The 25596-nt window shown below is 41.9% G+C and carries 25 protein-coding genes; 8 read left to right on the forward strand and 17 right to left on the reverse strand.

Going from position 1 to position 25596, the window contains the following annotated elements:
• Positions 1 to 44: 44 nt before the first annotated feature.
• Together ACP69X_RS08835 and ACP69X_RS08840 are read left to right on the forward strand one after the other, a co-directional pair.
• On the forward strand, positions 45 to 980 hold the full coding sequence (locus tag ACP69X_RS08835; RefSeq protein WP_426052605.1) for an anti protein: 936 nt from the start codon (positions 45 to 47) through the stop codon (positions 978 to 980).
• Positions 981 to 1080: 100 nt separating this feature from the next.
• Entirely contained in the window at positions 1081 to 1938 is an 858-nt protein-coding gene (locus ACP69X_RS08840) for a GNAT family N-acetyltransferase (RefSeq protein ID WP_426052606.1), read from the forward strand.
• A gap of 247 nt (positions 1939 to 2185) precedes the next feature.
• Here the strand turns inward: ACP69X_RS08840 and ACP69X_RS08845 are convergent, their stop codons facing one another.
• From ACP69X_RS08845 to ACP69X_RS08870, 6 genes are read right to left on the reverse strand one after another with little or no spacing between them, the layout of a single operon-like run.
• Positions 2186 to 4000 carry an IucA/IucC family protein gene (locus tag ACP69X_RS08845; RefSeq protein ID WP_338527644.1) on the reverse strand — a complete coding sequence of 605 codons (1815 nt, stop codon included), beginning with the start codon at positions 3998 to 4000 and terminating at the stop codon, positions 2186 to 2188.
• A 13-nt stretch (positions 4001 to 4013) separates the two neighbouring features.
• The gene (locus ACP69X_RS08850; protein ID WP_041089765.1) at positions 4014 to 5363 is read right to left on the reverse strand and encodes a lysine N(6)-hydroxylase/L-ornithine N(5)-oxygenase family protein; all 1350 of its coding nucleotides are present in this window, start codon (positions 5361 to 5363) and stop codon (positions 4014 to 4016) included.
• Positions 5338 to 5892, reverse strand: a complete 555-nt coding sequence (locus ACP69X_RS08855; RefSeq protein WP_426052607.1) for a GNAT family N-acetyltransferase — start codon at positions 5890 to 5892, stop codon at positions 5338 to 5340. Before ACP69X_RS08855 ends, ACP69X_RS08850 begins: the two co-directional genes overlap by 26 nt.
• Positions 5889 to 7670 carry an IucA/IucC family protein gene (locus ACP69X_RS08860; protein ID WP_041089760.1) on the reverse strand — a complete coding sequence of 594 codons (1782 nt, stop codon included), beginning with the start codon at positions 7668 to 7670 and terminating at the stop codon, positions 5889 to 5891. The genes ACP69X_RS08855 and ACP69X_RS08860 overlap by 4 nt, the downstream gene beginning before the upstream one ends.
• Complete coding sequence (locus tag ACP69X_RS08865; protein ID WP_426052608.1) at positions 7667 to 9154, reverse strand: pyridoxal phosphate-dependent decarboxylase family protein; 1488 nt, start codon at positions 9152 to 9154, stop codon at positions 7667 to 7669. Before ACP69X_RS08865 ends, ACP69X_RS08860 begins: the two co-directional genes overlap by 4 nt.
• Positions 9141 to 10487 (reverse strand): aspartate aminotransferase family protein, encoded by a 1347-nt coding sequence (locus tag ACP69X_RS08870; protein ID WP_269103974.1) that lies wholly within the window; start codon positions 10485 to 10487, stop codon positions 9141 to 9143. Before ACP69X_RS08870 ends, ACP69X_RS08865 begins: the two co-directional genes overlap by 14 nt.
• 385 nt (positions 10488 to 10872) lie before the next feature.
• On the opposite strand from ACP69X_RS08870, the gene ACP69X_RS08875 reads away from it, so the two are divergent.
• Positions 10873 to 11409, forward strand: a complete 537-nt coding sequence (locus ACP69X_RS08875) for a serine O-acetyltransferase (protein ID WP_073979862.1) — start codon at positions 10873 to 10875, stop codon at positions 11407 to 11409.
• Here the strand turns inward: ACP69X_RS08875 and ACP69X_RS08880 are convergent.
• From ACP69X_RS08880 to ACP69X_RS08895, 4 genes are all read right to left on the reverse strand, one after another.
• Complete coding sequence (locus tag ACP69X_RS08880) at positions 11404 to 11661, reverse strand: hypothetical protein (protein ID WP_039177699.1); 258 nt, start codon at positions 11659 to 11661, stop codon at positions 11404 to 11406. The two genes, ACP69X_RS08875 and ACP69X_RS08880, sit on opposite strands and share 6 nt — an antisense overlap.
• A 34-nt stretch (positions 11662 to 11695) precedes the next feature.
• A complete protein-coding gene (locus tag ACP69X_RS08885; protein ID WP_059374898.1) occupies positions 11696 to 11971 on the reverse strand; it encodes a hypothetical protein in 276 nt (91 codons plus the stop codon).
• A gap of 62 nt (positions 11972 to 12033) precedes the next feature.
• Positions 12034 to 12591: a GNAT family N-acetyltransferase gene (locus ACP69X_RS08890; RefSeq protein ID WP_041089752.1), complete on the reverse strand. Its 558-nt coding sequence runs from the start codon at positions 12589 to 12591 to the stop codon at positions 12034 to 12036.
• Between the two features lie 14 nt (positions 12592 to 12605).
• Positions 12606 to 13472, reverse strand: coding sequence for an AraC family transcriptional regulator (locus ACP69X_RS08895; RefSeq protein ID WP_041089750.1), 867 nt, complete (start codon positions 13470 to 13472; stop codon positions 12606 to 12608).
• A 113-nt stretch (positions 13473 to 13585) separates the two neighbouring features.
• On the opposite strand from ACP69X_RS08895, the gene ACP69X_RS08900 reads away from it, so the two are divergent.
• Positions 13586 to 14962, forward strand: coding sequence for an MATE family efflux transporter (locus ACP69X_RS08900; RefSeq protein WP_426052609.1), 1377 nt, complete (start codon positions 13586 to 13588; stop codon positions 14960 to 14962).
• 26 nt (positions 14963 to 14988) lie between these two features.
• Here the strand turns inward: ACP69X_RS08900 and ACP69X_RS08905 are convergent, their stop codons facing one another.
• The 4 genes from ACP69X_RS08905 to asnB all read right to left on the reverse strand — a co-directional run bounded on the left by ACP69X_RS08905 (position 14989) and on the right by asnB (position 20799).
• Positions 14989 to 15828, reverse strand: coding sequence for a phytoene/squalene synthase family protein (locus tag ACP69X_RS08905; protein WP_024425091.1), 840 nt, complete (start codon positions 15826 to 15828; stop codon positions 14989 to 14991).
• Positions 15821 to 17296: a phytoene desaturase family protein gene (locus ACP69X_RS08910; RefSeq protein ID WP_426052610.1), complete on the reverse strand. Its 1476-nt coding sequence runs from the start codon at positions 17294 to 17296 to the stop codon at positions 15821 to 15823. Before ACP69X_RS08910 ends, ACP69X_RS08905 begins: the two co-directional genes overlap by 8 nt.
• Positions 17293 to 18810 carry a phytoene desaturase family protein gene (locus ACP69X_RS08915; protein ID WP_426052611.1) on the reverse strand — a complete coding sequence of 506 codons (1518 nt, stop codon included), beginning with the start codon at positions 18808 to 18810 and terminating at the stop codon, positions 17293 to 17295. The genes ACP69X_RS08910 and ACP69X_RS08915 overlap by 4 nt, the downstream gene beginning before the upstream one ends.
• A 147-nt stretch (positions 18811 to 18957) precedes the next feature.
• Positions 18958 to 20799 (reverse strand): asparagine synthase (glutamine-hydrolyzing), encoded by a 1842-nt coding sequence (gene asnB, locus ACP69X_RS08920; protein ID WP_426052612.1) that lies wholly within the window; start codon positions 20797 to 20799, stop codon positions 18958 to 18960.
• 154 nt (positions 20800 to 20953) lie between these two features.
• On the opposite strand from asnB, the gene ACP69X_RS08925 reads away from it, so the two are divergent.
• On the forward strand, positions 20954 to 21481 hold the full coding sequence (locus ACP69X_RS08925; RefSeq protein WP_305960946.1) for a DUF2777 family protein: 528 nt from the start codon (positions 20954 to 20956) through the stop codon (positions 21479 to 21481).
• Between the two features lie 38 nt (positions 21482 to 21519).
• Here ACP69X_RS08925 and ACP69X_RS08930 read toward each other — a convergent pair whose 3' ends face one another.
• The 3 genes from ACP69X_RS08930 to cotG form a co-directional block, all read right to left on the reverse strand.
• Positions 21520 to 21888 carry a YisL family protein gene (locus ACP69X_RS08930; protein WP_034282135.1) on the reverse strand — a complete coding sequence of 123 codons (369 nt, stop codon included), beginning with the start codon at positions 21886 to 21888 and terminating at the stop codon, positions 21520 to 21522.
• A 92-nt stretch (positions 21889 to 21980) separates the two neighbouring features.
• Entirely contained in the window at positions 21981 to 22886 is a 906-nt protein-coding gene (locus ACP69X_RS08935; RefSeq protein WP_426052613.1) for a fumarylacetoacetate hydrolase family protein, read from the reverse strand.
• A gap of 126 nt (positions 22887 to 23012) precedes the next feature.
• On the reverse strand, positions 23013 to 23660 hold the full coding sequence (gene cotG, locus ACP69X_RS08940; RefSeq protein WP_426052614.1) for a spore coat protein CotG: 648 nt from the start codon (positions 23658 to 23660) through the stop codon (positions 23013 to 23015).
• 204 nt (positions 23661 to 23864) lie between these two features.
• Here cotG and ACP69X_RS08945 point away from each other — a divergent pair, with 204 nt between their 5' ends.
• From ACP69X_RS08945 to ACP69X_RS08955, 3 genes are all read left to right on the forward strand, one after another.
• A complete protein-coding gene (locus ACP69X_RS08945) occupies positions 23865 to 24956 on the forward strand; it encodes a CotH kinase family protein (RefSeq protein WP_073979868.1) in 1092 nt (363 codons plus the stop codon).
• Positions 24957 to 25078: 122 nt separating this feature from the next.
• On the forward strand, positions 25079 to 25240 hold the full coding sequence (locus ACP69X_RS08950; RefSeq protein WP_029707539.1) for an aspartyl-phosphate phosphatase Spo0E family protein: 162 nt from the start codon (positions 25079 to 25081) through the stop codon (positions 25238 to 25240).
• A 120-nt stretch (positions 25241 to 25360) separates the two neighbouring features.
• Complete coding sequence (locus ACP69X_RS08955; protein WP_024425506.1) at positions 25361 to 25582, forward strand: spore germination protein; 222 nt, start codon at positions 25361 to 25363, stop codon at positions 25580 to 25582.
• Positions 25583 to 25596 lie beyond the last annotated feature (14 nt).

Consider the following 25596-nt stretch of genomic DNA (forward strand, 5'->3'; position numbering starts at 1 on the left):
GATAATATAAATGAAAGAAAATGAATGAATAGGAGATGTTTGTCATGTTTAAAAAGAAAATTGGTTTTTTACTGCTTGCCGGCCTCTTCATCGCTGCCTCTCTCTTCCAATCACCTGCACTAGCAAGTGAAGCATCTACGAAACAAACAAAAAATTATACAGAAGAATTGGAGCACCAGTATCCAGACAGTGATTATGCCAACAATGATACGATGGAAAAAGCTCAGTTCCTGCAGCCTTCTCTTTATTTGAATAAATCTTATTTATATCACGAGGGAAGTATTTCTTCTATAAATGACGTCGACTTTTACCATTTCACCAGTTCCAAATTTGATGGTGCGGACGGTCGTTTTTCCATTAAACTTGTGAATGTAAAGTCAGGAAATGATTTCGATCTCTATCTTTACAATAAGGACGGCGGGCTTGTGTCTTCCTCTGTGCGGACATACAACCAAAATGAGATCATTCATATGCCGAAAATTGCCGCCAGTACGGATTACTACCTAGCGGTTAAGCCTAAACAATTACTAAATGAAGAAGATAAAATGTACCGCATTGTCTTTGATAAAAGCATTGAAAAAGCAACACTCAAACGATATGGGTCGCCATCCACACTCAACAGCTTCAATGAAGCCGGTTCTCCAAATTCTAATTTTGATTTAAGCAGTCTGCCGCAGGATGCTGTCATAACTGGTCTTTCATTAGAGGCTGATAAAGGCAGTACAAACGCACACAATTATGTTTTCACCGTTTCTTCTTTAAAAGGCGGAGCAGTGAATGTACCATGGAACGGTCAAAAGGTTGATATCTCTTCCTATAAAACAAGCCAGGTTCCAGCAAAAGACCGCTTTTTTGTTTCTTTCAACGCCATAGAGGTCCCTCAGCTTATCGGTGGACGATTAATTATAATAGGTGTCGTGTCGATTAAAAACTTGCAGCTCACCTTTGAATATGAATACAACCGTGACCTGAATTATTAATAAGAGGACAAAAGGAAAAGGATCTCCCTTTTCCTTTTTCTTATGCTTTCTTATGGTACGATACATATAGATGAAATCAGCTAAGAAGGAGTGGCGTGTATTGACAAACGTTGTACAACGAACATTAACACTCGATGACATACCCGATCTTATCGCATTGTCAAAAGAGGTCGATTGGCCTGATTACAATGCGGATGAGCTTACATCTCTATTAACAAACGGATATTTTACCGGTTTTTCAACAACGGATGGACAAGTCATCTCATGTGCGGGACTTTTCCAATATGATAAGGCAGCATCAATTGGTGCTGTGATTGTATCTGAGACGCATCGCGGCTTAGGCCTTGCACGGAAAATGATTGACACCCTGCTTCGCCGGAGCGATCAAAGCGTTCCTGTCGTTTTAACTGCTACTGTACAAGGACAGCCCGTTTACGAAAAAATCGGATTTCAAACGGCCGGCTACATTCATACATACAAAGCACAGAGCACGAATCCATCGGCTTTTCGTGTGTCAGGTGGGATTCACCTTTCTCCTGCTGATGAAGCGGACCTTCCGTCTATTGAAGCACTTGACGAAAAAGGTTCAGGTACCAATCGATCAAGCTTTATAAGAAAGCGAATGGATCGAGCATCGTTCCGGCTGATCGCACAGAATGAACATCATGAAACAACTGGATTTGCATTTGGCATCGAAACCCCTGCTAATCTCATGATTGGACCGCTTACAGCAAACGATGAACAAACCGCTCTCACGCTCATCCAATCACTCATCTCGTCTTATTCAGGGGCAATTCGTATAGATATGCAGGAAGAAACTGCCGAACACCTGCATGAAACACTTGTTGAAGCAGGATTTACGAAAACAAACGTAGCTCATTTCATGATGATTCGCGGGAAAGAAAAACTAAATGATCCCTCCCTATTCTATTTCCTTGCCTCTCAAGCATTTTCTTAAAAAACAAACAAGCTGTAGACACTTGATGTCTACAGCTTTAGATTGTTGACAAAGAGCTAAAATGATCTTTATTTTAGCTCTTTGCCTTCTTTTCAGCGTGACCTGAAAACCTTCGCAGTCTAGGAAGGACGAGCACCGAAGCGGAGCGAATTTGACATTCGTGAGCATCGGCGAGCAGACCTGCGGGCGAATGCGAGGGTTTGTCTACACGCTGAGCTGTAGATACTTGATGTCTACAGCTTTTCTATTACTTCTCTCCAACTGTCGAAAGAACATGAGCGAGTGCGTTTGTGACCTTTCCATGCTCTGATGCATGCGGGCGGTCATCTCCATCTCCATAGCCATAATCAATCATTCGATTACGATTTAAGCAAAGCTTTGTCAGCTTCGGCTGGAATAGATCAAATAATTCAAAACGGTCTTTTAGCTGTGGAAATTGATTTTGATACTGCTGAATTTCTTCAGCAAGCAAACGCCAAAGAGTCGTTTCATCTAACAGATCGTGATTGTCTAATACATTGGATACATAACGAAGATTGCAAATAAATAATCCTGTAAAGATAAATTGCACTAGACCTTCTGGCGGCTCACTGCGCAGCACTTCTTTTAAATCTTCTTCTAATGAAGCTAATTCAGGCAGCGGCTGGTCACTTATATTCACATCATCAACGAAATCTTTGATCGCCAAACGATGCGGCTCATGATTTTTTAACACAAGAATCGTATTTTGACCATGCGGTGAAAAGACTGTGCCGTATTGATACATAAAGTGCAAAAGTGGCGGCATCACGACATGGAAAAACTTCGCCATCCATTCTTTTGCGGAGAGACCTGATTTTTCAATCAGCTGCTTGATATACGGCTCTCCTTCATGATCCTCATATGTGAGTGCCGCAAGTGTAACAGTGCTTTCCCCTTCTTCTAAGTACGTATAAATGCTTTCTCTAAAAATGACACCGAGCATCTCGAGATATTGATACGGCGCACCAGGCAGTTTGCTGTAGTATGGATGATCGACATTGATACTTGCATTCTCACCTGGTAAAATGACGCGGCAGACATCAGATAAAAATGAGTCTTGATCAGCAATCCCTTTAATATGTGCTGTAATGCGCGGGGCAATGACCGTACGTTCTGATGGGAGTCCACGGTACACAAGTGTATTTAAAATACTCATTGGCAGTTTAATATGATGCTTGCCTTTATTTGAGATATTTGTAAAGGTTCTGATCGACTGCTGCGGGATATATTGATCCAGCCCCTCTCCTAAATACACAATCCGGCGCAAGGCTAAATCTTCCGGGAAATGCTGAATAATCATATGCGTCCACTGCCACTGATGGACAGGCATCATATAATAGTCAGCTGCATTCAGTCCTTCATCCTTTAACACACGTTGAAATTGACGAATCGTGACTTCATCTAATTCTTTGGCGATTACCTGTTCATAGTTTTCATGATCGACTGCATGGAATGTCGCAAGCTCCCTGTGTACAGCAATCCAAGACAGCTGTACACATTCTTGACGTTCTGGTGCATAGGCTAAGTAATCATCGTAGCTGAATCCTATACGCCCTTTGTTATACACAATCCAAGGATGGCCTGTCATTTCTCCTTCAATCCATGCATAATCCGTATCTGTCAGCTCATCCGCACGAAGTGCTTTTTTCGACAGCAAATGGACATCGGCTAACAAAGTATGGTGAAGCTCTTTGATAAGATGGCCTGTTGTGTCAGAGGACATTGGAATGATCGGCTGAATGTCTAGTAAAAACACAATGGCACTGACATCCTTTGACCATTTTCCATCCTGGCAGCACTCAATTGATTCAGCGATTGTATCAAAACTATCAAACAACCGAGGTTTTGCCAGATAACGATATTTCTTATGTTCATGAATGATTAATTCATACTGGGCAATGCCATCCTTACGATCCAGCTCGACAGGATGAAGCATGTCCTCATACATGTATTCGGACAGCATTTTTGCCACCATACGCTGGTTTGCCTTTTTCCAAGCAGCAGGATTCACCGCTTTTTTCAATTCGTCTTGTACACTCATCGCTTCATCCTCCTTAACCTTTGATTTCTTCAAATGTGTGTGCGTTCTTGTGTGTACCAAATGTCTGGAAGACGTGCTTTTGATAAAGTGGATACACGGTTTGACGAGCAAGTTCATTGATGATCACACTGTTTCGATAAGCCCCCAGCCCCAAATCAGGAGCGCCGACCCCATGTGTATGAAGCTCTGCATTTTGTACAAAAATATCATTTTCACCCATCGTATTTGTTTTCAAACGATATTCACGTTCCACTTGGAAACGTCCTTGATCATCCCATTGAATATGGTGGGAAATAGGGTTGATAAATGGCGGCAGAACGGATTGATAGCCAGTCGCCAATACAACAATATCCGTCTCATGCGTAAAAGATTCTTCGTTGACCCATTGCGTGCAGGAAAGTGATAATCCGCCCGCTGTTTCCTCAATCAAGTTGACCTCCGTCATGGCTTGAAGCACTGTGTTCAGCTCCGTTCCGCAGGCAGAACGTTCATAAAGCAAATGATAAATATCACGAATCATCGCCGAACTGATGCCTTTATACAGCAAGTCTTGCTGTTTTAATAACGCATCCTTTTTTGTTTGCGGAAGCTCATAAAAGAAATCAATATAGTCAGGGGAGAAATACTCAAGCCCTAGGTTTGAATATTCCATTGGGAAAAATCCTTTTGACCGTGTGAACCAGTGAATATCCTTCGCTTCATCATCTGATAAAATGTCATAAAACACTTCTGCTGCACTTTGACCAGAGCCGATAACTGTTACAGATTTCCCTTTGAAACAGCCTTCTTTCTTTCGTTTTAAATAGTCAGCTGAGTGAAAAACCTTCTCTCCTAAAGCTGGCTGGAGCGATGCCGGCACTGCGGGCTGCGTGCCAATTCCCAAGACAAGATGTTTGCTTTCAAACACCTCTACAGCTTGATCCTTCACATGACGGACATGCACTTCATACCGCTTTTCCCCTGCCTTTTCAATCAGTGAGACAGATTCGACATTCATGCCAAATCGGCAAGAGTCTAACTGGTCAGCGACCCAGCGGCAATAATGACTGTATTCCTTGCGCGGGATATGGAAGTCCTCTAGAAAGTAAAATGAATACAAACGGTTTTGTTCCTGCAAATAGTTGAGAAAGCTATATTTGCTTTTCACATCTGCCATACTGACAAGGTCCGCTAAAAATGGGACTTGCAGTGTCGTTCCTTCAATGAGCATCCCTGGGTGCCAGTGAAAGGCTTCACTTCTTTCAAAAAACAAAGCGTCGATTTCATTTACCTCTTCAGATAATGCGGCAAGTCCGAGGTTAAACGGGCCAATGCCGATCCCAATTACATCCACTATATTATTTTGCTTGTTGAACCGCGTCATGGTTATACTTCCTTTCGAATCGTTCTCGATCACAAAACATCAAAAGACCTGTTTTATCCGGTAAAGTGACTGGTTTTACACGTTCAAAGCCGCATTTTTCAAATACATGAATCATTTTTTCATTGCGAATATCCGGCTCAGCGACGATTTTTTCTGTTCGTTTGTTCTGCTCAAATTGAAATGCTGTCATTGCCTGAAGGAGCGGCGCAGCAAATCCTTTTCCCACATAATCCGGCTCCCCTATTAACAGGTGAATGCCTTGATCATGCGGAGAAGGCTCATAGTAGGATTCAATGACATCCCCTTTGACGTTATAAGCCTCAAAATAACTCATTGGCGTCCCATCAATCGTGCCTAAATAAAGGGTTTGATGCGGATCATGTATTGCCTGATAAAAATGCTTTTTAAAATCAGGAAATGGAATATTCAAATGCCAAAATGGGTGAACATACTCTTCTTGCATCCACTTATGGACAAGCTGGACGTCTCTTTCATATTCAGCACGAATAAACCTAATACGATGCCTCATCCAATCAGCGCCTCCTTATGTAAAAAGAGCGGATTCAAGACAGCTGTGTAACGAGACTGTGTTTCCAGAGATCCTGTCAGCTCATCCATATCTTCAAATCGTGTCAGCAAATTCGCTTTTGAAGGAAGTTCTTTTGAACGGAGAAGGCTGTTTGTCAGATCAGAAGCTCCGTACATCTCCTCATGAGCAAGCAATGTATCTCTCACGAGTGCCAGCAAGTCTTCTTCCTTTGCTAGTCCTTCTGTGCCAAAGCCATTAATGAGACCAAATAAATGATTAAAGAAGAAATAATAACGGAGTCTCTCAACGGCTACATCATCCGCACAAATGGTTTCACTTCTTACGCTCAAGTTTTGAACTAGATTTGCGAGCTTATCTTTTTTTGATTCACTATAGTAGTAGCCTTGGTTGTCACGATAATAGAAAGTCTCTGGATAACCATCCTTCATTTGCACCACAGCATTTTGCTGATGGGCCTCGAGTGCAAGACCATATGTTTCAAACAGCCAGAGCATCGGCTTTAACGAAATGGTTAAGTATTGTTTAAACCAATCTTGGCTGACCGCTTCTGTTGACCGGCCTTCTGTATCTGCAAGTTTATGAATAATTCCTGCTAACCTTGATTTTCCTCCGTACGCATGATCCTGACACAGCCCAGCAATTAAGCTTGCGCCTTTTTCACGATGCAAGAATGGATTTTGACGAATGACCACTTCAAAGCCAGATTCCGCTTCATCTCCTCGAATAGAGAGATATGCAGGATCTTCAATGACCCGGAATCCAGAGAATTTTTCATATAAAGAAACGCCTAATTCTGTTTTTAAGATGCGGGACATCTCTACTCCTCGATCCAGTTCCTTCTGTTTATTGATGCGTAACGAGTTTGTAATTTTCACAGGAACAGAGAATTTGAGCATGTAAGCAGAATCCTTTTGATAGACCGTTCTAAAGGATGAGGTCGCTGTGTATTCAGACCCGAGCGGTCCTAAATAAGTCAGTTTCCCCTCCTCTATATAACGCTTCACGAATGCCTTCTCCATGACCACTTTGACTTGCAGCGGATGAATCGGAATAAGCACATATTCTCCGTTTTCTGTTAACCTATTCAGTCTCTCTGTTTCTTCTGGAACCTGACGCGAAAGCTCTTCTAACATGAGGCTTGCCGCAGGTTGTGAAATAGATGAATCCTGAAGCACAATCGAATGGTGCGCTTTAAAGTAATGAAGCTGGAAAGCTCCTTTCAGCTCAGGAGAATAAACGGCTTCCTCCTCTTCTGTCATCCCTTGTCTGCTTTTTGGTGTTGGATGTGTTAAATGTCCAAGGAGAAGTGACTGTTCAGCCTCGATGTACTCAAAATCAGCTTGAGATAAAGCAGCTTGATCACTTTCTCTCTCCCGTAAGAATCGTTCAATATTTCTGCAGCTTAAAATGATGCGAAGCATGAATTCATCCTCTGCATCTGTGCGGCCATATGCAATGAGAAGCTCCTTTGAACATAAAGCAACAAGTGTCGTGTAATCGACGATCGTCCCCTCTTGCTGGGTGCCACTCGGACGAAAGCGAATCGGAAAATCAAAGAGATGGCGGCCTACAGATGAAAAGTATCGGATCGGAATCACAAGCTCAAGGTCTTGCTTTGCTAGTTTTGCCACGAATACAAGCGAACCATCTGCTTTCGTCTCTTTTTTTGCAGATCGATCGATTCCTGTTTCACGTAAAAAACAGTTTAAAAAGCTTTGCATTGTTGCATTTTCAGCCATTTGTTTATATTGACTCAACGTAGTACCCTCCCGGATTGAATATGAGCGATCCCGATATCAACGATGTCAGAAAGGATTTCCTCAATATGTGTGATTGTCGTTCTCGGATTTAACAAAGTGAATTTCAAGCATGTTTGACCATCCACCACTGTTTTTGCAATGACAGCAGTTCCTGATTTGAATAGCGTTCGATGGATGATTTTATTGATGTCATCCGCACCCTTAAATCGAAACACTACTGCATTGATTTCTGGCTCAGGATTGATCACTTCAAGGTGATCATTGCCCTCGATAAGCGCAGCCACATCCTTCGCAAAATCAATGGTATGGTCAATCATGTCTCCAAACCCTTCCTCCCCAATCAGACGAAGAGAAAGAAGCAATTTCAGTGCATCAAATCGGCGCGTCGTTTGGACAGATTTATGGACAAGATGTAGTATTCCATCCAGTTCATCTTCTTTTGGATTAAGATAATCTGCATGATAATGGATCAAGCCGAAATGTCTCTTATCCTTCAGCAAAAATGCCCCGCAAGAGATCGGCTGATAAAATTGTTTATGAAAGTCAATCGTGATGGAATCAGCAAGCTCAACACCGTCTAATTTATCTCGGTAGTTTTCACTTAATACAAGCGCTCCACCGTAGGCAGCATCTGCATGAATCCACAGACCATATGGCTTGACGATGTCATACACATCTCGAACCGGGTCAATACTGCCAAAATCAGTTGTCCCGCAAGTCGCCACTACCGCAAAAGGCAGGAGATCCTGCTCCTTTAACTCAACAAGTTTCTTCTTCAAATCATTGAGGTCCATCCGGTGCTGCTCATCCGTCTCTACTAGAACAACTGCCTGCTCCCCTAAGCCTAGCTGGGATGCAGATTTCTTCACAGTGAAGTGAGCATTCTTAGAGCAAAGAATTCTCATGCGGTGAGCCTCACTCGGCAAGCCTTTCTGCTGAACATTCCATTGCCATGTGTTTTCACAAAATGCATCTCTTGCAAGAAGCAGCCCCATGTAGTTAGATTGGGTGCCACCGCTCGTAAATGTCCCATCTGCTAGATTTCCATAAGAAAACTTCGCACATAGCCACTTTAGAATTTCCTCCTCAACCAAAGATGCAATACCGCTTTGATCGAAGGAATCCATTGATTGGTTAAAGGAACTCACCATCACCTCTGCGGCAAGAGCAGGGATAAGCGGCGGGCAATGCAAATGTGCCAAGCATTTAGGGTGCGATACATCAACGAGATGCGGCAAAAGGTGCTGTTTTATATCTTGAAAGACAGATTCTATTGATTCGCCAGACGGGTGAAACTGAAATAAGGATTCGACACTAGCCGCTAATTTCCCAGGCAATATTCCGCTATAGGGGCCTTGGTCTTTTTGCCACTGGTCCAGTAAGCTGTCGATAGATGTATGAAGAGCCGCTTGGAAAGACTCTCTTCCAAGCTGGCTTTGATTGATAAATAATGAATCCACAGAAGCTTTAGTTGATTGCATCGTAAACGGCCTCTTTGAAAATAGCGATGACTTGTTCAAGCTGCTCTTCTGTCATGATCAATGGCGGTAAGAATCGAATGACGCTACCGAAACGGCCTCCCGTCTCTACAATTAAGCCTTTATCGAAGCAATTCTTTTGAATGAGACTGGCTAATTCAGGATTTGCTGGATAACTTCCATCCACATCCTGCTTTTCATTTGGATTAACTATTTCAGCACCAATCATTAATCCTCTTCCTCTAACATCACCGATAGCAGGTACATTTTTTTGAATGTCTTTTAGATAAGCCTGCATGCGATCTCCTAATTGTTCTACATGATCAAGCAGATTGGTTTCTTTTATAAATTTAAGCGTAGCGGTTCCTGCAGCCATCGCCATTTGATTTCCTCTAAATGTGCCAATGTGTGCACCTGGATTCCATTGATCCAAATCTTTATCATAAATCACAACTGAAAGCGGCAGGCTTCCACCAATGGCTTTAGATAATACAATGACGTCTGGCACAATTCCTGCATGTTCAAAGGCAAACATCTTACCTGTTCGGCCAATGCCTGATTGCACCTCATCGATAATGAGCGGAATGCCTTTTTCTTTTGTGATTCTTCTCATTTCTTGCATCCATTCAATAGATGCTGGAATTGAGCCTCCCTCACCTTGTACTGCTTCAAAGATCATACCTGCTGGCGGAAGAATACCACTTTCAGGATCATTTAATACACGCTCAATATAAGAGCTGGAAATGCGGTGCGAATTTTTACCGCCAATTCCGAATGGGCAGCGATATTCATATGGATAAGGCATGAAATGCACATCTGGAATTAACCCTTGTACTCTTTCCTTCGGAGACAAATTCCCGCTTAATGACATCGTGCCATGTGTCGCACCGTGATAAGCACCGTGGAAAGAAAGAATGGAACGATTTCCTGTCGCTGTCTTGACTAATTTAATCGCAGCTTCTATGGCATCACCACCAGTTGGTCCACAAAATTGAATTTTTGCTCTCTTTGCAAACTCTTCTGGTAAGTGAGAAAAAATCTCATTCACAAATTCTTCTTTAATTTCTGAGGTTATGTCCAACGTATGCAATGGTCTTTTTTCATGAAGCATACGTTCAATAGCTTCTATCACAACCGGATGATTGTGACCAAGTGCAAGTGTTCCTGCGCCTGCTAGACAGTCATAAAACTCTCTGCCATCCGCATCTGTCACGATCATGCCCTCGGCTTTTTGCATGGCTAATGGGAACCGTCTCGGGTAAGACCTTGCATTAGATTCTCTTTGACTTTGCTGCTCTAAAAATTGCTGATTTTTAGAAACGGTTTTGATGGACATAATAAAACACTCCTCCAATTGATAAAGATTATCATTTTCATTTATTAGCCTAGAGGATGTGAGATAGGAAAGTCAATTGTATTCAAAAAGATGATTCGAAAAGCATATGAATACAATATTCTCTTTTTAGTGAGTATTTTCGAGTAATTTTTACAAACCTTACTGCCATAAGGAGGTGGAACGCATGAGACGGATTGACATTGAAAAAAATTACAAATCAATTTTCCTGGTTCATTTGTTCTATTCAATTCAAAACGCTCATTTTATGCAGAAATTTGGATGAAATGAAGTAGAAAATTGAAGAAATCACACTGTTTTTTCTTGATATAAATGGTTTGGATGGTATAATTTCTCTGAAACATAAGGGAATGGAGAGGGAAATTTGATGATTTTAACAAAGCATGATCTTCACCATTACTTAACGCAAGATAAGAAAGCGTTAGCGATCACTCGCAGAAGGCCGAAGTGGTTTGGGGACGATATATGGAAATATCAAAGGTATTTACGAAAATATGAATACTATTCTAATAGCGGCGCTACATTGCGCAAATGGTTTTACCGCTATTTACATAAAAAGAAAGGGATTCAGCTTGGCTTTGATATCCCGATTGGCGTCTTTGGCCCCGGCCTTAGAATCAATCATACTGGCCTCTTAATTGTGAATAAGCACGCAAAAATTGGGGCATTTTGTGATATTCATCAAGGGGTGAATATTGGTCAAAACCATTCCGAAAAGGATGTACCAACCATTGGAGATCACGTATGGATTGGACCCGGTGCTAAGCTGTTTGGAGACATTTATATCGCAAATCATATCTCAATTGGAGCAAATGCCGTGGTGAATCATTCCTTTCATGAAGAGCAGATCGTCATTGCTGGTGTACCGGCTCAAAAGGTAAAAGAAAAAGGCCCTTCTTCATGAAGGCGCCTGATAAAAAAGAATAACACCGATTAAAACAGAGATGAGCAGCATGAGATAAAACAAGATGGTTAAGATCAAGATCGTCCAGCCCAGCCCCTTCCTCTCTGTCTTGATCAAATAAATGCCGAGTACGATGGTACTAAAAAGCACGCCTAAAATGGCCCACAGCCATTTGTCTTTGTGATGCTTTGGTGCATCAAACCATAAATAGATGGCAACAGCAAGTGAAACGAATAGACCCGTTATTCTCAAGATTAAACTCCCCCTTATTATGTATACGCGCTCTCTATGATGCGTTTGAGTATCCGATGATCAGCAACAGGAAGTAAAAGACATAGACTAGCATAACAATAGAATAGATGATGATGGACACGATCAGAACTGTCCAGCCCAATCCTTTTCTTCCTGTTTTGATGAGGTATATCCCAAATGCAAAGAGCCCGAATAAAAGACCTAAAATAGACCATAACCATTTATTTTTTCCATGTTTTGGTGCATCTATCAGTAAATAGATTGCGACTAAAATAGAAACAAACCATCCAGTTATCCAGCCCACATTCATCTGCCACCCTTCTTCTTCAGTTTATTCCATTATATGATTCTTTTTTCCTAAAAAATAATGATTCAGAGGATATTGCGCGGGAGGCATCGCCATTCTTCTCTCAGCATTCCGTAGCGCATCGAATCATAATACTCTCCTTGATAATAACGAACCTTTCTCAGTCTCCCCTCAAGAACAAATCCGCATTTCTCTGCGCACCGCATCATCCGTTCATTCCCTGACCAAGTGGTTAGACCAATTCGAGGGATATCAATATGTGTAAATAATACATCAATCCATAGATTTAATGCCTTTGTCCCAATGCCCCCACTCCAAAAGCGTGAGTCATAAATGACAATTCCGCATTCAAGCCACCGTGTACGTTCATTCTCCCAATAATATGATACGGTACCTTTGATATCACCGTCTATTTCAATGCCATATAGCTTTTGGGGAATGGATTCATCCTGTAAGTAACGTTTCTTAAATGCAGAAAGCGGGATTTCGTGTTCATAAAAATAAGGGGCATTCCATTTTCGATAGGACTGGTCTGGTGCTTTAAATTTTAAATGCCACACCACCTCTAAGTCCGTTTCGGTTAATGGACGTATGTTCACAAGCTCTTCCTTTTCTCTTTTCATCTGTTCACGTTCCTTTACTTTGTCGTTCTTTTTGCTAGATGACGGTACTCAATCGGCGTCATGCCTTCATTTTGTCGAAACAGCTTAGAAAAATAAGTAGGGTCGTCAATACCTACATGCTCTGCAATGGCTGCGATTTTTTCATTTGTTGAGGCGAGCATGCTTTTAGCTTTTTCGATCTTGAGACGATGGCTGTACTGGTTTGGCGTCAATCCATACACCGTCTGCATACACCTTGTCATGTAGTCAGGATGATAGTGCAGTTTCTCTGCAAGCTGCTCCATGTGCAATTTCTCCATAAAGTGATGCTCAAGAAAGTGAACCACTTCTGATGCGACAGTCTCCTTTGCACTTGGAATATGGAATGCTTCCTTTTGCAGATGAATGAGCAGTTCCTCAAATAGAAGCTGTTTTTTCAGCGGAAGTTCAGATGCATCATGATTTAGTGCGCTCATCACTGAAAGGTGTTTTTCTAACACACTTCGTCCCTTCACTTTTCCTAAACGAGGCAGGCTAAATTCATATGTTGCCGGCTTTTCGAAGGTGGCTTGGTTTTGTTTCATATCAATCCAGTGTTCTCTCGGCCGGTTCGTCAGCTCAAACCGATCAATTGAGAAATGAAGCCACTCATAGTGGGTATCCTCTTCACATGGCAGATGTCCGCCATGAGACAAGCCCGGTGAGAGAATCATATATTCACCTTCTTTTACGTGAAAAGCCTCCTCGTCCTCTGTCATCCATAGTTCACCTTTTGTGACATAGAGAAGATCAAATACAGTGAAGGTTCTTGAGATATGTCTTTCTCCTTGGTGAAATATCCCTTTACCTGAAGCTATATAAATAGGAAACGGCGGTACAGTAAATGTAATAAATCGATTCATATTCATCCCCTTATGAAGTCGTATTTCTCCAATAAGTTTCGGTTTCATCTCTTCTTATTATAGTCTATGCAAGGTACACTATAAATCGGATTTATACGAAAGGGGGCTATGTGATGAAATCTCAAACCCTGTCATATGAAAAGGTTCAAGCCAAAGATGAGAAAACGCACCCTTCATTATTTGCATTAACTTGGCCTATTTTTATCGAAATCTCTTTATATATGCTCATGGGAAGCGCTGATACACTTATGCTCAGCCAATACTCTGATAACAGTGTGGCCGCAGTAGGTGTAAGCAACCAGCTCCTGAATTTATTAATTGTCATGTTCAGCTTCATTACAACAGGAACGACCATTGTGATTGCGCAGCTTCTAGGAGCTGACCGCAAGCAGGAAGAGACTCAAGTCGCCTATGTCTCACTAGGGACCAACTTCTTGATCAGCTTTTTCATTAGTCTCCTCATGTTTATGTTAGCTGTTCCCATTCTGAACATGATGGGCTTATCAAGTGAACTCATGCCGGATGCGGCGGTCTTTTTACAAATTGTCGGGCTGCTTTCTTTTATTCAAGCACTTATTATGACGTATAGTGCTATTTTAAAAAGCTACGGATATACAAGAGACACGATGTATGTCACCATCGGAATGAATTTGCTAAACGTTGCCGGCAATTATTTGGTCATTTTTGGTCCGTTTGGTTTTCCGGTATTAGGTGTCATGGGTGTTGCCTTTTCAACCTCGCTTGCTCGATTGATCGGATTGATGGCGATGATTCTCATTGTCCGCCGCCGAATTGGATTGCGCTTTTCGCTGAAGAGCATGTTTCACATCCAGCGGACTCATTTAAAAAGGCTGCTAAAAATTGGCATTCCTTCTGCTGGAGAGCAGCTTTCTTATAACGGCTCTCAAATGATCATTACACTGTTTATTACATTTATGGGGACGCAGGCTTTAGCAGCAAAGGTCTACACTCAAAATTTGATGATGTTTATTATGTTATTTGGTGCAGCGATTAGCCAAGGCACACAGATTTTAATCGGGCGCCATATTGGGGCGAAAGAATTCGATGCGGCCTACCGCAGATGTATGAAAAGCTTATACTGGGCTATTGCGATCTCTCTTCTTTCTTCCACTGCTTTATCTTTATCATCGACGCATTTGCTTACGTTTTTCACTAGCAATCATGAAATCATTCAAATCGCCGCCACACTTCTCCTATTGACGATCATTTTAGAGCCGGGACGCTCTTTTAATATGGTCATTATTAATTCATTGCGGGCTGCTGGTGACGCGAAGTTTCCAGTGTATATGGCGATGATTTCAATGTGGGGAATTGGGCTTCCGATCGCTTATTTGTTAGGCATTCAATTTGAAATGGGTCTCATCGGAGTTTGGATTTCTTTTATCGTGGATGAATGGGTCAGAGGCATCTTCATGTATAGGCGCTGGCGTTCCAGAGTATGGACGGAGTATCGTTTTTCTTCCACATAAAAAGGACTGCGGGTGCAGTCCTTTTTTTATCTAATATCTTCTAAAATAAGTGCTTTTTCCTGTTTTGAAATAAATGCTCGCTCTGTAAAGACGCGATATTCGTTTTCTCTTGTTTTATCTAAAATGGCTTTATAAAAGTGGGCTGCTGCTTTCACCGGCATACGTGAATATAGGGGGAATTCATGAAGATGGTCAAAAAACTCCTCGTAGTATGCCTCTGCCTCAAAGGCAATGTACTCCCAGACGTGCTGGAAGGCTTGATTGACAATCCCTTCCTGCAATTCTTGCTCTGTGTACCCGAATTGATCCATCACCTGCTTTGGCAAATAAATGCGGTCTCTTTCAGCCTGATCTTCCCCAATATCTCGAAGAATGTTGGTTAGCTGCATAGCGATCCCTAACGAAATGGCTGCTTCTTTTAGCTGCTCTTTTTTACGTGGTGCAATAATGGGAAGGAGCATGAGTCCAACGGTACTAGCAACATGATAGGAATAGATGAGCAGTTCATCTAACGTTTCGTATCGCTGCTGCTCTAAATCCATCTCCTGTCCTTGGAGCAGGTCACGAAACGGGGCTTCATCCATCCGAAACTCTTGAAATGTATGCTCTAGCGCCACCCATATCGGATCATTCCGGTCTACCTCACCTTGTAAAAATCGATCAAACGTCTCCCGAAAGGATGCAAGGTCCTCTTGTGGCGTAGGCGACTCATCTACAATGTCATCTGCTCTCCGGCAAAAAGAATACACGGCCCAGACGGCCTGTCTTTTCTTTTTAGGCAGCATGGAAAAGGCCCGGTAAAACGTTTTGGAATGGGTTTGAATGGTTTCCTCACACACTTTTAATGCTGTTTGTACATCAACCACTTAGCTTCACTTCCTTTCTATCATTCAAATCTTTTAGTAGTACAGAAGTCATGAGCTTCGCACTTTGCATCACGATCGGCACTCCGCCGCCCGGATGGATGGAAGCACCTGCCGCATAAAGATTGTCTGTCTCACTGACCTTCACTTGCGGGCGGAAGACACCTGATTGAAACAAATTAGGCGCAAGTCCAAAGCTGCCGCCTTCAAACAATCCTTCTCGCAAGGAATCATTTGGTGTTCTGACCTTTTTCCAAACAATCGACTCTCGCAATCTCGGAAAGCCTCTTTTCTCAAGGACATCCACCATGTTCTCGACAAACTCTGGCTCCTCTTCCCAGTTGATATGATCACCTGAAGGAACGGGAATGAGCATGTATAAAACACTACAGCCATCTGGGGCAAGAGATGGATCAATGATCGATGGATTAAATGTATAAAACGACGGGTCTTGAGGAATCGTTTTTGTTTGAAAAACCTCTTTCATATGCTGATCAAAGTGTTCTCCCATAAAAAATTGATGAACAGGTGCTTCATGATACATCTTGTTTAACCCAAGATACACCATCACACAGCCAGAGGACGGCACGTATTTCCGGCGATCTTGTTCGTCTAAACCAAACTGTTTTAACGCAGCTGGATAATCTCCATTGATCACAAATGCATCAGCGGCTACATGTTCATCATTCACCTTTGCTTTGACTGCCCGTTTTCCCTCAAACATCAATTGCGTGACTTCTTCATTTTTTCTTACATGCACACCCATTTTGATGAGCTGCCCTTCCAATATATCTACTAAACTTGCATAACCGCCTTTTATATAGTAAATACCATGTGCATGCTCACTATATGAAACAAGCGAATAAATGGCCGATGCTTCATACGGGTTTCCCCCAACATAGAGAGTTTGAAGTGCGTATGCATCTCGCAGGCGTTCGTCTGAGAAATATTTTTTCAGAGCGCTTTGTACCGTTCGATACGCCTTTAATTTCATTAAAATCTTCATATTGGCTTTTGTAAAAAATGTACGTTTTTCGTGAAATGATTTTTCTAGAAAAGCTTTCTGCCCTTCTTGAAACCGATCCGTCATTTCTTCCATAAACCTCTGGAACCCTTGATCTTCCTTTGGAAATACACGTCTGATTTCATCTAGCTGACGACGTGCATCAGAGTATTTCGTATAGGAGGTTCCATCTTGATATTGAATGGTATACAGCGGATCAAGCTGCAACAGATCAAGAGATGAATCGTCAATTCCTACCTCATGTAAAATGCCTTTTAACATGTCAGGAAGTAGGACAATGGTCGGACCTTCATCTACTTTATATCCTTTCTCACGTACAAAAGCAAGTCTCCCGCCAAGCCGTTCATTTTTTTCGACAAGGGTGACATCATGTCCCGCTTTTTTTAAATAAAGCGCTGAGATCATTCCGCCAATACCACCGCCAGCAATCAATATATGTTGTTTCATGAGGCACTCCCCTTTTCTTGATGCCGCATTGTTTTGTGTGAATGTTTCTCTTTTGAAAGAATGGCATTTGTCGTGATACGCGCTGATTCTAAAATGGTTGGCAGCCCGCTTCCTGGATGTGTGCCTCCTCCAACGAGCCAGCAGTGCTTTAATTCATCAAATTCATTGTGCGGCCTTAGGACCATCATCTGCGTGAGCTGGTGGCCAAGGTTAAATGTAGCTCCTTCATATACGTAAAGGTCTTCCTCCCATTGTGTCGGTGTGATCATCCTCTCAACTTCTATATGCTGCCTCACATTTTGAAAGCCGGTTTTCCGCTCCAATGTATCCAGCACAAGCTCTCTAAATTCATCTTGATGCGCTTCCCAGTCAATACCGCTTTGGTTATTGGCAACTGGAGCCAGCACATAAAGAGCTGATTTTCCTTTTGGAGCAAGTGAGTCATCGGTTACACTTGCATTTTGAATATAAATAGACGGATCATCTGGCAGCTCATATGTTTTCGTAATGCCTTTGACGAATCTAGCATAATCATCGGAAAAAACAATGGTATGATGCGGCTCATCGTACATGGTATCCAATCCTAAATAGAGCATAAAGGTAGAGCATGAGAATTTTTTCTTTTTTAGTTTTTTCTCACTGTATTTCTTTAAAAGACCTGGCTCGACAAGCCTTGTCATCACATGTGCAAAGTCTCCATTGACGACAACCTCATCTGCCTGTATTTCTTCCCCAGATTCTAAACGAATGCCTTTTACTTTCCTTCCCTCCGTGAGCAGCTTTTCGACGCCAGCTGACAGATGAATCGCTGCTCCAGCTTCAACCGCCGCCTTTGCCATCGCTTCTGACAGCTGATTGACACCGCCTTTCGGATGGAAAACACCTGTATCATGCTCCATAAACGAAAGGATTGAGAACGCACCAGGGCATTCCCACGGCGACATTCCTAAGTACTTTGATTGAAATGTAAAGGCATATTTCACTGATTCATTCGAGAAATAGTCTGACAGTACATCATACAAACTTTTATTTAGCGAAAGCTGTGGAAGTGCTTTAATCACCTTCGGACGAAGGTAATGATGAAAGCGATCCATTTTACTTTGTAAAATTGGTGTCAGACGATCCATTTTGCGCTTTGTATCCTTCATAAACCTTAAATACCCTTCGCCCTCACCCGGTGCAAAGGCTTCTAATCGTTTGTACATTTCATCACGATCTCGAATCATATCCAGCTGATTGTCTTGAAATATTAATCTATACATCTCTTTTAATTCAATCACATCAATATAGTCATAAAGATTTTTACCAGCAAAGGTGAACAGCTCCTCTGCAATATGAATCATGCTGAGAAAGGTAGGACCTGTATCAAACGTGAAATCACCAAGTTGAAACTTAGCGTTACGCCCGCCAACAAAGGGCTGTTTTTCGTATACATGAACATCATGTCCTTTGCTTTGAAGCATCATAGCTGCCGCAAGTCCCCCTGGTCCCGCTCCGATCACAATGATTTTCATTATCCTTTTTCCTCCAAATTAATTCACTTTAAGTTAATTATACAAATTAGAAAGACTAGATCAACTTTTGATGTGCTCAAAAAGTCTTATGTTATGTATCAAAAAAGCCGGCTTCCTTTCAACAAGTGCAAGAAAGCCGACCCTGTATTACGCTTCTATATCAATTCGATACGTTTCAAACCAATGATGAATCTGTGCTAGATGGGCAATCAACTGCGGGCCCTTCATGAGCTGGCCATACCATGGCACATGAAAGGAAGCTCCTTCCGTTTCAATCAGCTGCTTTAATTGATGCGGATCTAAAAATTCGTGAAGTACAGAATCTTTTTGCGCGAGACAGTTTGTTAGCATCTCTTTCACAGCCTGAGTATAGGCTGGATGATGTGTTTTCGGGTAAGGACTCTTCTTTCGATAAAGCACTTCATTCGGTAAAATTCCCTCTAATGCTTTTCGTAAAACCCCTTTTTCACGATTTCCATGCATTTTCATTTCCCAAGGAATATTCCACACATATTCGACAAGGCGATGATCTGCAAATGGCACACGCACCTCAAGACTAGCACCCATACTCATTCGATCTTTTCGATCAAGCAGTGTTGTCATAAACCAGATCATATTTAAGTAAAAAAGTTCTCTCCGGGCTTTATCGACTCCAGTTTCTCCATCTAAAAGAGGCGTTTCGGCCACCGTTTCTTCATATTTGCTTTGTGCATATTCCTTAAGTGACAGCTTTTTTTGCCAAGAGTCTTGCAGGAGCTGCGTTCTTGCTTCTGTCGATCTCATCCAAGGGAAACTATTTGTTTCATTTGCCATGTGAAACCAAGGATAGCCGCCAAAAATCTCATCAGCACACTCACCTGATAAACCAACAACGAAATCCTTTTTAATTTCTCGGCAAAACCAAAGTAAGGAAGAATCAATATCTGCCATACCCGGTAAGTCTCGAACCTCAACCGCTTCCTTCAGATACGAAGCAAGCTCTTTTTGTCCAATGACACAGCTGTGATGATTCGTTTGAAACGCTTTGGTCATTCGATCAATCCAAGGACCGTCAGCATTAGGCTGGAATTGATTTGCCTCAAAGAATTGATCGTTTCCTTCGTAGTCAATAGAATACGTATGAAGCGGTGCTTTCCCTATTTTCTCAAAATGCTTAGCGGCAATGGCAGTAATGGCACTAGAATCAACGCCCCCAGATAAAAATGTACATACAGGCACATCAGAGACGAGCTGTCTTGTCACGGCATCTGTAAAGAGATGCTTAATGTGCTGTGCGGTGTCATCAAGTGAGTCGGTATGCTGCTTGCTTTTGACATTCCAGTATCTCCACACGCGCAGACCACCTTTTGAAAAGGTCAAGGCATGTGCAGGTCTCAGCTCTTTTATCCCTTTAAACACTCCTTGACCTGGTGTTCTTGACGGCCCTAAGCCAAATATCTCCGACAGCCCTTCATGATCGACTTTTGCTTTGATATCAGGGTGAGCAAGAAGTGCTTTGATCTCTGAACCAAATAAGAAGGAATGATGACGTTCTGTATAGAAAAATGGCTTAACGCCAAGCCGGTCTCTCCCTGCAAATAACAACTCACGCTCACTATCCCAGATCACAAATGCAAAAATGCCATTAAAATGGGAGACACACTCTTCCTTCCATTCTGTATAGGCATGAAGAAGAACTTCTGTATCAGAATGCCCTAGAAAGCGGTGCCCCCTTTTTAACAATTCTTTTCTTATATCCTCCGTGTTATAGAGCTCTCCATTGTATACAATCGTATAAGCATGGTTTTGATGTGTATATTTCATCGGCTGCTTTCCGCCTTCTACATCCACCACCGCTAACCTTTTATGCCCAAAAAGAACGTGCTCACTTTTCCATGTATTTGTATCATCTGGCCCTCTTTTAGATAATGTATCTGTCATTTGATTGATTACATGATCCTGTTGGATGAGCTGCTTTTTAAAGTCTGCCCAGCCTGTAATTCCACACATCATCATCAGCTCCCATCCGTTTTTCCTCAAGTGTTCTCATTCAGCCTTTCTTAGTTTATGCATCGTCTCCTTGATAGTTGATTTGTCCTTTTTTCTCGGCGTATAGGACAGGCTTGATTTGGTAAGAAAAGAAAGAGGAAAGGAGCTTTTGCAAATGGAGAATCGAATGAAGCAGCTTGAACGCTGCAACAGAAGATGGTGTAACGGGTATTTGCTCATTGAAAACGGGCATTGTCTGATTGAAGATGAAGAAGGAGAGATCATGCTGCCAGAAAGTCTTCAAAGCACAATGATCTGTTTGAAGGAAAACGACCGATGGACAAAAGGAGAATTGCTTGGTTCCATGATTCTTCATGAAAACGGGCAGCTAATAGAAGTACAAGGAGGAGAAAAAATTCAATATACAGCGTCCCTTGCCAAAGGCTGGCTCGATCTTCTCATGTTCGTACCGGAGAACGTCTTTGATCACATTCTTGAGCAGGCAAAGCAGCTTGGTTTTTCCGTCTATGATTGTGTCTTCTCTTCCTTTCATTCATTGCAGCGCGTCTCTTTCTTTCAGTTTTCGGCAGATACGCAATCACTTGCACTTCAATGTCACCATGACCCTGCCTCCAGTCACATTCGTTTTGAATGGACCACTTCAGATGGACAACGGATCGTTTCACAATTTGATGCCACATAAAAAGGACACTGCTTCGTATAAGCAATGTCCTTTTTATATTAAAAGATATGGAAACCGATCGGCAGACGTAAACCGAGAAGAATGGTCACAATCGCAAATACGATAAAACCAATCAACACACCAGTCACCGATTTTCCTTTTTTCTTGCGCACTAGGACCATTTCCATGAAACCGATCACTAGGATACCGAGAATCATTTTTCCGATATACTCGCCCCCGAAACCTGGAATTTTCATTCCTGTGCGAACATACAGCTCTACGCCTGTTGCGATAATGATCAAGTAGAATAAGCGAACGATCATGTGCACAATTTTAGCGCCTTTATCGTTTTTACCTGCTAGAGCAAAGGCTACGAAGAATAAAATAATCCCCAGCACCCATGCTGTGATATGTAAATGTGTTCCCATTTGTGATTTCCCCCTTTATCAGAACAAGTACCTTCTCATCGTACCACGAAATAAGTCGAACACAAAGCGACAATCCTGTGTCATCACGTGCTTTATTTGACGTGATTTGTTAGCGTCCCAATCGGTTCAATCGTGATGTCAATTCGATCTCCAGAAGCTAAAAACTTAGGCGGTTCAAAGCCCTTCCCTACCCCGGAAGGTGTGCCTGTTGCAATGATGTCACCTGCTTCTAGCGTCATCCCTTTTGAAAGAGTGGAGACAATGTTCTCAATTGTGAAGATCATTAATTCCGTACTGGCAGATTGACGAACCTCTCCGTTTACCTTTGTTTCCACACGGAGCGCACCATGATCCTCGATCATTGACTTATGAACGATATAAGGTCCTATCGGGCAGGTTGTATCTAAGCTTTTGCCAATGAAAAATTGTTTATGTTTTTTTTGCAAATCTCTTGCCGTCACATCATTTAAAATGGTGTAACCGAATATAAAATCTCGGACCTCTTCAGGAGCAATGTTTTTCCCTGATTTGCCCATCACGATAGCAAGCTCTCCTTCATAATCCAATTCACTTGTCACATCTTCATGAAGAAGAATCTCATCTTCGTGCCCAATGACAGAAGTAGGTGCCTTTGTAAAAATCATCACGTCTTTAGGAATATCCGCTGCACTTCCCATCTCCATAACATGATCTTGATAATTCTTTCCGACACACATGATGTTTTTAGACGGCTTTGGAATCGGGGCATGGAGTTTTACGTCCGAAAGCGGATATACATAAGAACCGCGGTCTTCTTCTTTTTTCTCAGCCCAATCAAGAAGCTGCCCCACATGTTCTACAAACTTGTCCCCCATTTTGATGCACTCAGATAAAGAGTTTGGCAGAGTCTCAAGCTCAAATAATTTGGCTTCTGCCTTTTTGACGTCCATCACCCATTCATCATCAATGACTACCCCAATAAACATGCTGCTATGTATCTCACCTGTAAAAAACTTCATGTCTTCCCCTCACAATCTTCATTTCGCTAAGTTATGATGTCTCATTTTATTTCTCTATGAAATAAAAAAAACCCTTTTTTATCATACTCTCTTTTAAAAAGGGTTTCAAAAATGATGATTGAATGCCTAGCGGAAACGGCGATATTCCCACATATTCCCTTGATCCCATTTACGCTCAACATTTCCTGTTCTTCGAGAACGATGCTTCTTCTTTCCACATCTATGGCAAGAACGGCTACGTTTATGGTGATGAGAACGTTTAGATCGATAGCTGCGGTGTGACTTTCGGCTCTTCTTATTGTGGGATCTGTGCTTGCTGCGATGTGATTTGCGGCAGCTTTTCTTATGATGCGATCTGTGCTTGCTGCGATGTGATTTGCGGCAGCTCTTCTTATGATGCGATCTGCATTTGCTGCGGTGTGACTTGCGGCAGCTCTTCTTATGATGCGATCTGTGTTTGCTGCGACATGACTTTTTCGGTTCGCTCTTTTTGCTTCTGTAAGATTTTTTGCTTTTACATGACTTCTTGCTCTTCATGCTTTTCTTAGAGCGATAACTTTTCTTTGAACGATAGCTTTTGTAACTTTTTTTACTGCGGCGTGATTTACGGCGTCCACCACCGCCAAAGAACCAATGACCGCGACTTGAATGACGAGAACGAGCTGACTTATGCGAACGGCTCGATTCTGGTTCACGATCCAAGTGATGATCACGTCCCTCACTTCGGAGTGAAGCCACTGCATGTTCAATGTGTGAATGATCAAATGTACTCACGAACAATTCCCTCCCAGTTATGCTACGACAAAACAAACAGACAAAGCTGTTTATCTTCTCTGCTTTATGTTACGAGACTCGGTAGACAAGTGTTCGTGACGAATGCCTCTTTCCTTTAAAACTCCATGAATACCTACCAGCCGGTACAGGACATTCCTTCGCTTTCATATTGTAAAGAAGAGCATATAGGAGGCTGATGGACGTATGAACACAGAACCTTTAAAACAACTTGATATGTGGATTCATCCAAAGGACCTGATTGAACTAAAAAAAGACATTTGGAACGATGAACCTGTTGAAGCTATTCTAAAAACCGGCCAAACCAAATCACATATTTATGCTTCATACCGCGGTTCACACATTAGAAAGCTTAAGAAAAAGTCCTATCAAATTGAATACCGAAAGCCAAAACAAAGACAAGGCGAATCCATCTTTCATTTAAATGCAGAGTACAATGACCCTTCGTTTATCCGAAACAGGCTGTCCTTTTATTTCTTTGAGCAGATGGGGGTGCATAGCCCAGCCGCTTCTCATGTGTTTCTCACCATAAATGGAAGAAAAGAAGGCATTTATTTGAAAATAGAATCCGTCGATGAGTTCTTTCTTCAAAAACGGCAGCTTTCAGGAGGCGGCATTTATTATGCGATTGATGACGACGCGAACTTCTCTCTTTTGAGTTCTTTTGATAAAAAGCCAAAAAAGCACCTTCTTCTCGGATACGAGAAAAAAACGGGGACGTCTCAACATGATCAGCAGCTGAGCGAATTTATTTACTTTCTCAACACAGCAAGAGATGACACTTTTGCAGAAAAAATTGAACAATACCTAGATGTGACACAATATTTCCGCTGGCTCATCGGTGTGGTATGCACACAAAACTTTGATGGTTTTGTTCATAACTACGCTCTTTATGTAAATGAACAAGGGAGATTTCAAGTACTTCCTTGGGATTATGATGCAACATGGGGTCGTGACATTCATGGAGAAGAAATGCCGTTTGATTATATCCCAGTAAACGGCTTTAATACATTAACTGCTAGATTACTAGATATCCCTTCGTTTAAAAGAGCCTATTATACACTTTTCCAGCATGTACTCGATACACATTTTGTAGAAGACCGGCTCTGCCCAGTCATCGAGAAATGGCATAAATCGATTGAGGATCGAATTGGAGATGATCCATATACGAAAGGAAAAGACATCTTGCAGTCTGAAAGAGACTTAATTCGGCAGTATATCAACAAAAGACGACGTTATTTACAGACTGAGATCAAAAAAGAGATATTTGATACGTAAGAACACTTTCGAATTTTGTCACTTTATTACTCATATTGACGAAACAGCTTTTTTTATAGAAAAATAGGGTATACTAACCATATCCTTCTATTTGATAAAAAATGTGAGAGTTGGCGTCCGTTATGATCAATTATGAAATTGAACAAAAAAGATTACATTTAATTGAGACTGCGAAAAAATTCGGGATGAATGCCGAAGAAACAATCAGGTGCAGTCAAGAGCTTGACACACTCTTAAATAAAGGCATCAAATCCACCTCTAAAGATTGCTCAAAAAAAGGGTAAGCCATACATCTAATTCCTCATAAGCTTTCAAAAAGACAATCACACATTAAAAGACCCATCATAAGCTATGGTGAAACGCCCAAAACAAGTGCCCTAATTTTATAAAGGATGTGCACCGCTATGCCGGCTATTGTGGGAGCCTTTAAAGTAAATGCCGTCGGAACGAGCGGAGTCGTTCATGTTGGAGACTGTATCACCATTTCTCCAAATAGTCAGGTTAAAACGTTTGCTGGCGCAGGCAGTTTTAATACAGGTGATCAATTACAAATTAGCAACTACAAAAGTGTGACAAATACGTACGACAGTGATGTCATTGATCAACCGCTTGTTGGTAACTTGTAAGGAGTGAGGACCCG

Origin of the sequence: Bacillus sp. DC4300-2b2 (genome assembly GCF_049895685.1) — a bacterium.
Taxonomy (GTDB): domain Bacteria; phylum Bacillota; class Bacilli; order Bacillales; family Bacillaceae; genus Bacillus; species Bacillus safensis.

Excerpts from the sequence above, each read along its gene's own strand:
- ACP69X_RS08950 (WP_029707539.1), top strand. The coding sequence starts at position 25,079 with ATGATCAATTATGAAATTGAACAAAAAAGATTACATTTAATTGAGACT.
- ACP69X_RS08855 (WP_426052607.1), bottom strand. The coding sequence starts at position 5,892 with ATGAGGCATCGTATTAGGTTTATTCGTGCTGAATATGAAAGAGACGTC.
- ACP69X_RS08835 (WP_426052605.1), top strand. The coding sequence starts at position 45 with ATGTTTAAAAAGAAAATTGGTTTTTTACTGCTTGCCGGCCTCTTCATC.
- ACP69X_RS08945 (WP_073979868.1), top strand. The coding sequence starts at position 23,865 with ATGAACACAGAACCTTTAAAACAACTTGATATGTGGATTCATCCAAAG.
- ACP69X_RS08875 (WP_073979862.1), top strand. The coding sequence starts at position 10,873 with ATGATTTTAACAAAGCATGATCTTCACCATTACTTAACGCAAGATAAG.
- ACP69X_RS08850 (WP_041089765.1), bottom strand. The coding sequence starts at position 5,363 with ATGACGCGGTTCAACAAGCAAAATAATATAGTGGATGTAATTGGGATC.
- ACP69X_RS08865 (WP_426052608.1), bottom strand. The coding sequence starts at position 9,154 with ATGCAATCAACTAAAGCTTCTGTGGATTCATTATTTATCAATCAAAGC.
- ACP69X_RS08845 (WP_338527644.1), bottom strand. The coding sequence starts at position 4,000 with ATGAGTGTACAAGACGAATTGAAAAAAGCGGTGAATCCTGCTGCTTGG.
- ACP69X_RS08910 (WP_426052610.1), bottom strand. The coding sequence starts at position 17,296 with ATGAAACAACATATATTGATTGCTGGCGGTGGTATTGGCGGAATGATC.
- ACP69X_RS08935 (WP_426052613.1), bottom strand. The coding sequence starts at position 22,886 with ATGAAGTTTTTTACAGGTGAGATACATAGCAGCATGTTTATTGGGGTA.
- ACP69X_RS08890 (WP_041089752.1), bottom strand. The coding sequence starts at position 12,591 with ATGAAAAGAGAAAAGGAAGAGCTTGTGAACATACGTCCATTAACCGAA.
- ACP69X_RS08895 (WP_041089750.1), bottom strand. The coding sequence starts at position 13,472 with ATGAATCGATTTATTACATTTACTGTACCGCCGTTTCCTATTTATATA.
- asnB (WP_426052612.1), bottom strand. The coding sequence starts at position 20,799 with ATGTGTGGAATTACAGGCTGGGCAGACTTTAAAAAGCAGCTCATCCAA.
- ACP69X_RS08955 (WP_024425506.1), top strand. The coding sequence starts at position 25,361 with ATGCCGGCTATTGTGGGAGCCTTTAAAGTAAATGCCGTCGGAACGAGC.
- ACP69X_RS08930 (WP_034282135.1), bottom strand. The coding sequence starts at position 21,888 with ATGGGAACACATTTACATATCACAGCATGGGTGCTGGGGATTATTTTA.
- ACP69X_RS08915 (WP_426052611.1), bottom strand. The coding sequence starts at position 18,810 with ATGAAAATCATTGTGATCGGAGCGGGACCAGGGGGACTTGCGGCAGCT.
- ACP69X_RS08885 (WP_059374898.1), bottom strand. The coding sequence starts at position 11,971 with ATGAATGTGGGCTGGATAACTGGATGGTTTGTTTCTATTTTAGTCGCA.
- ACP69X_RS08925 (WP_305960946.1), top strand. The coding sequence starts at position 20,954 with ATGGAGAATCGAATGAAGCAGCTTGAACGCTGCAACAGAAGATGGTGT.
- ACP69X_RS08900 (WP_426052609.1), top strand. The coding sequence starts at position 13,586 with ATGAAATCTCAAACCCTGTCATATGAAAAGGTTCAAGCCAAAGATGAG.
- ACP69X_RS08870 (WP_269103974.1), bottom strand. The coding sequence starts at position 10,487 with ATGTCCATCAAAACCGTTTCTAAAAATCAGCAATTTTTAGAGCAGCAA.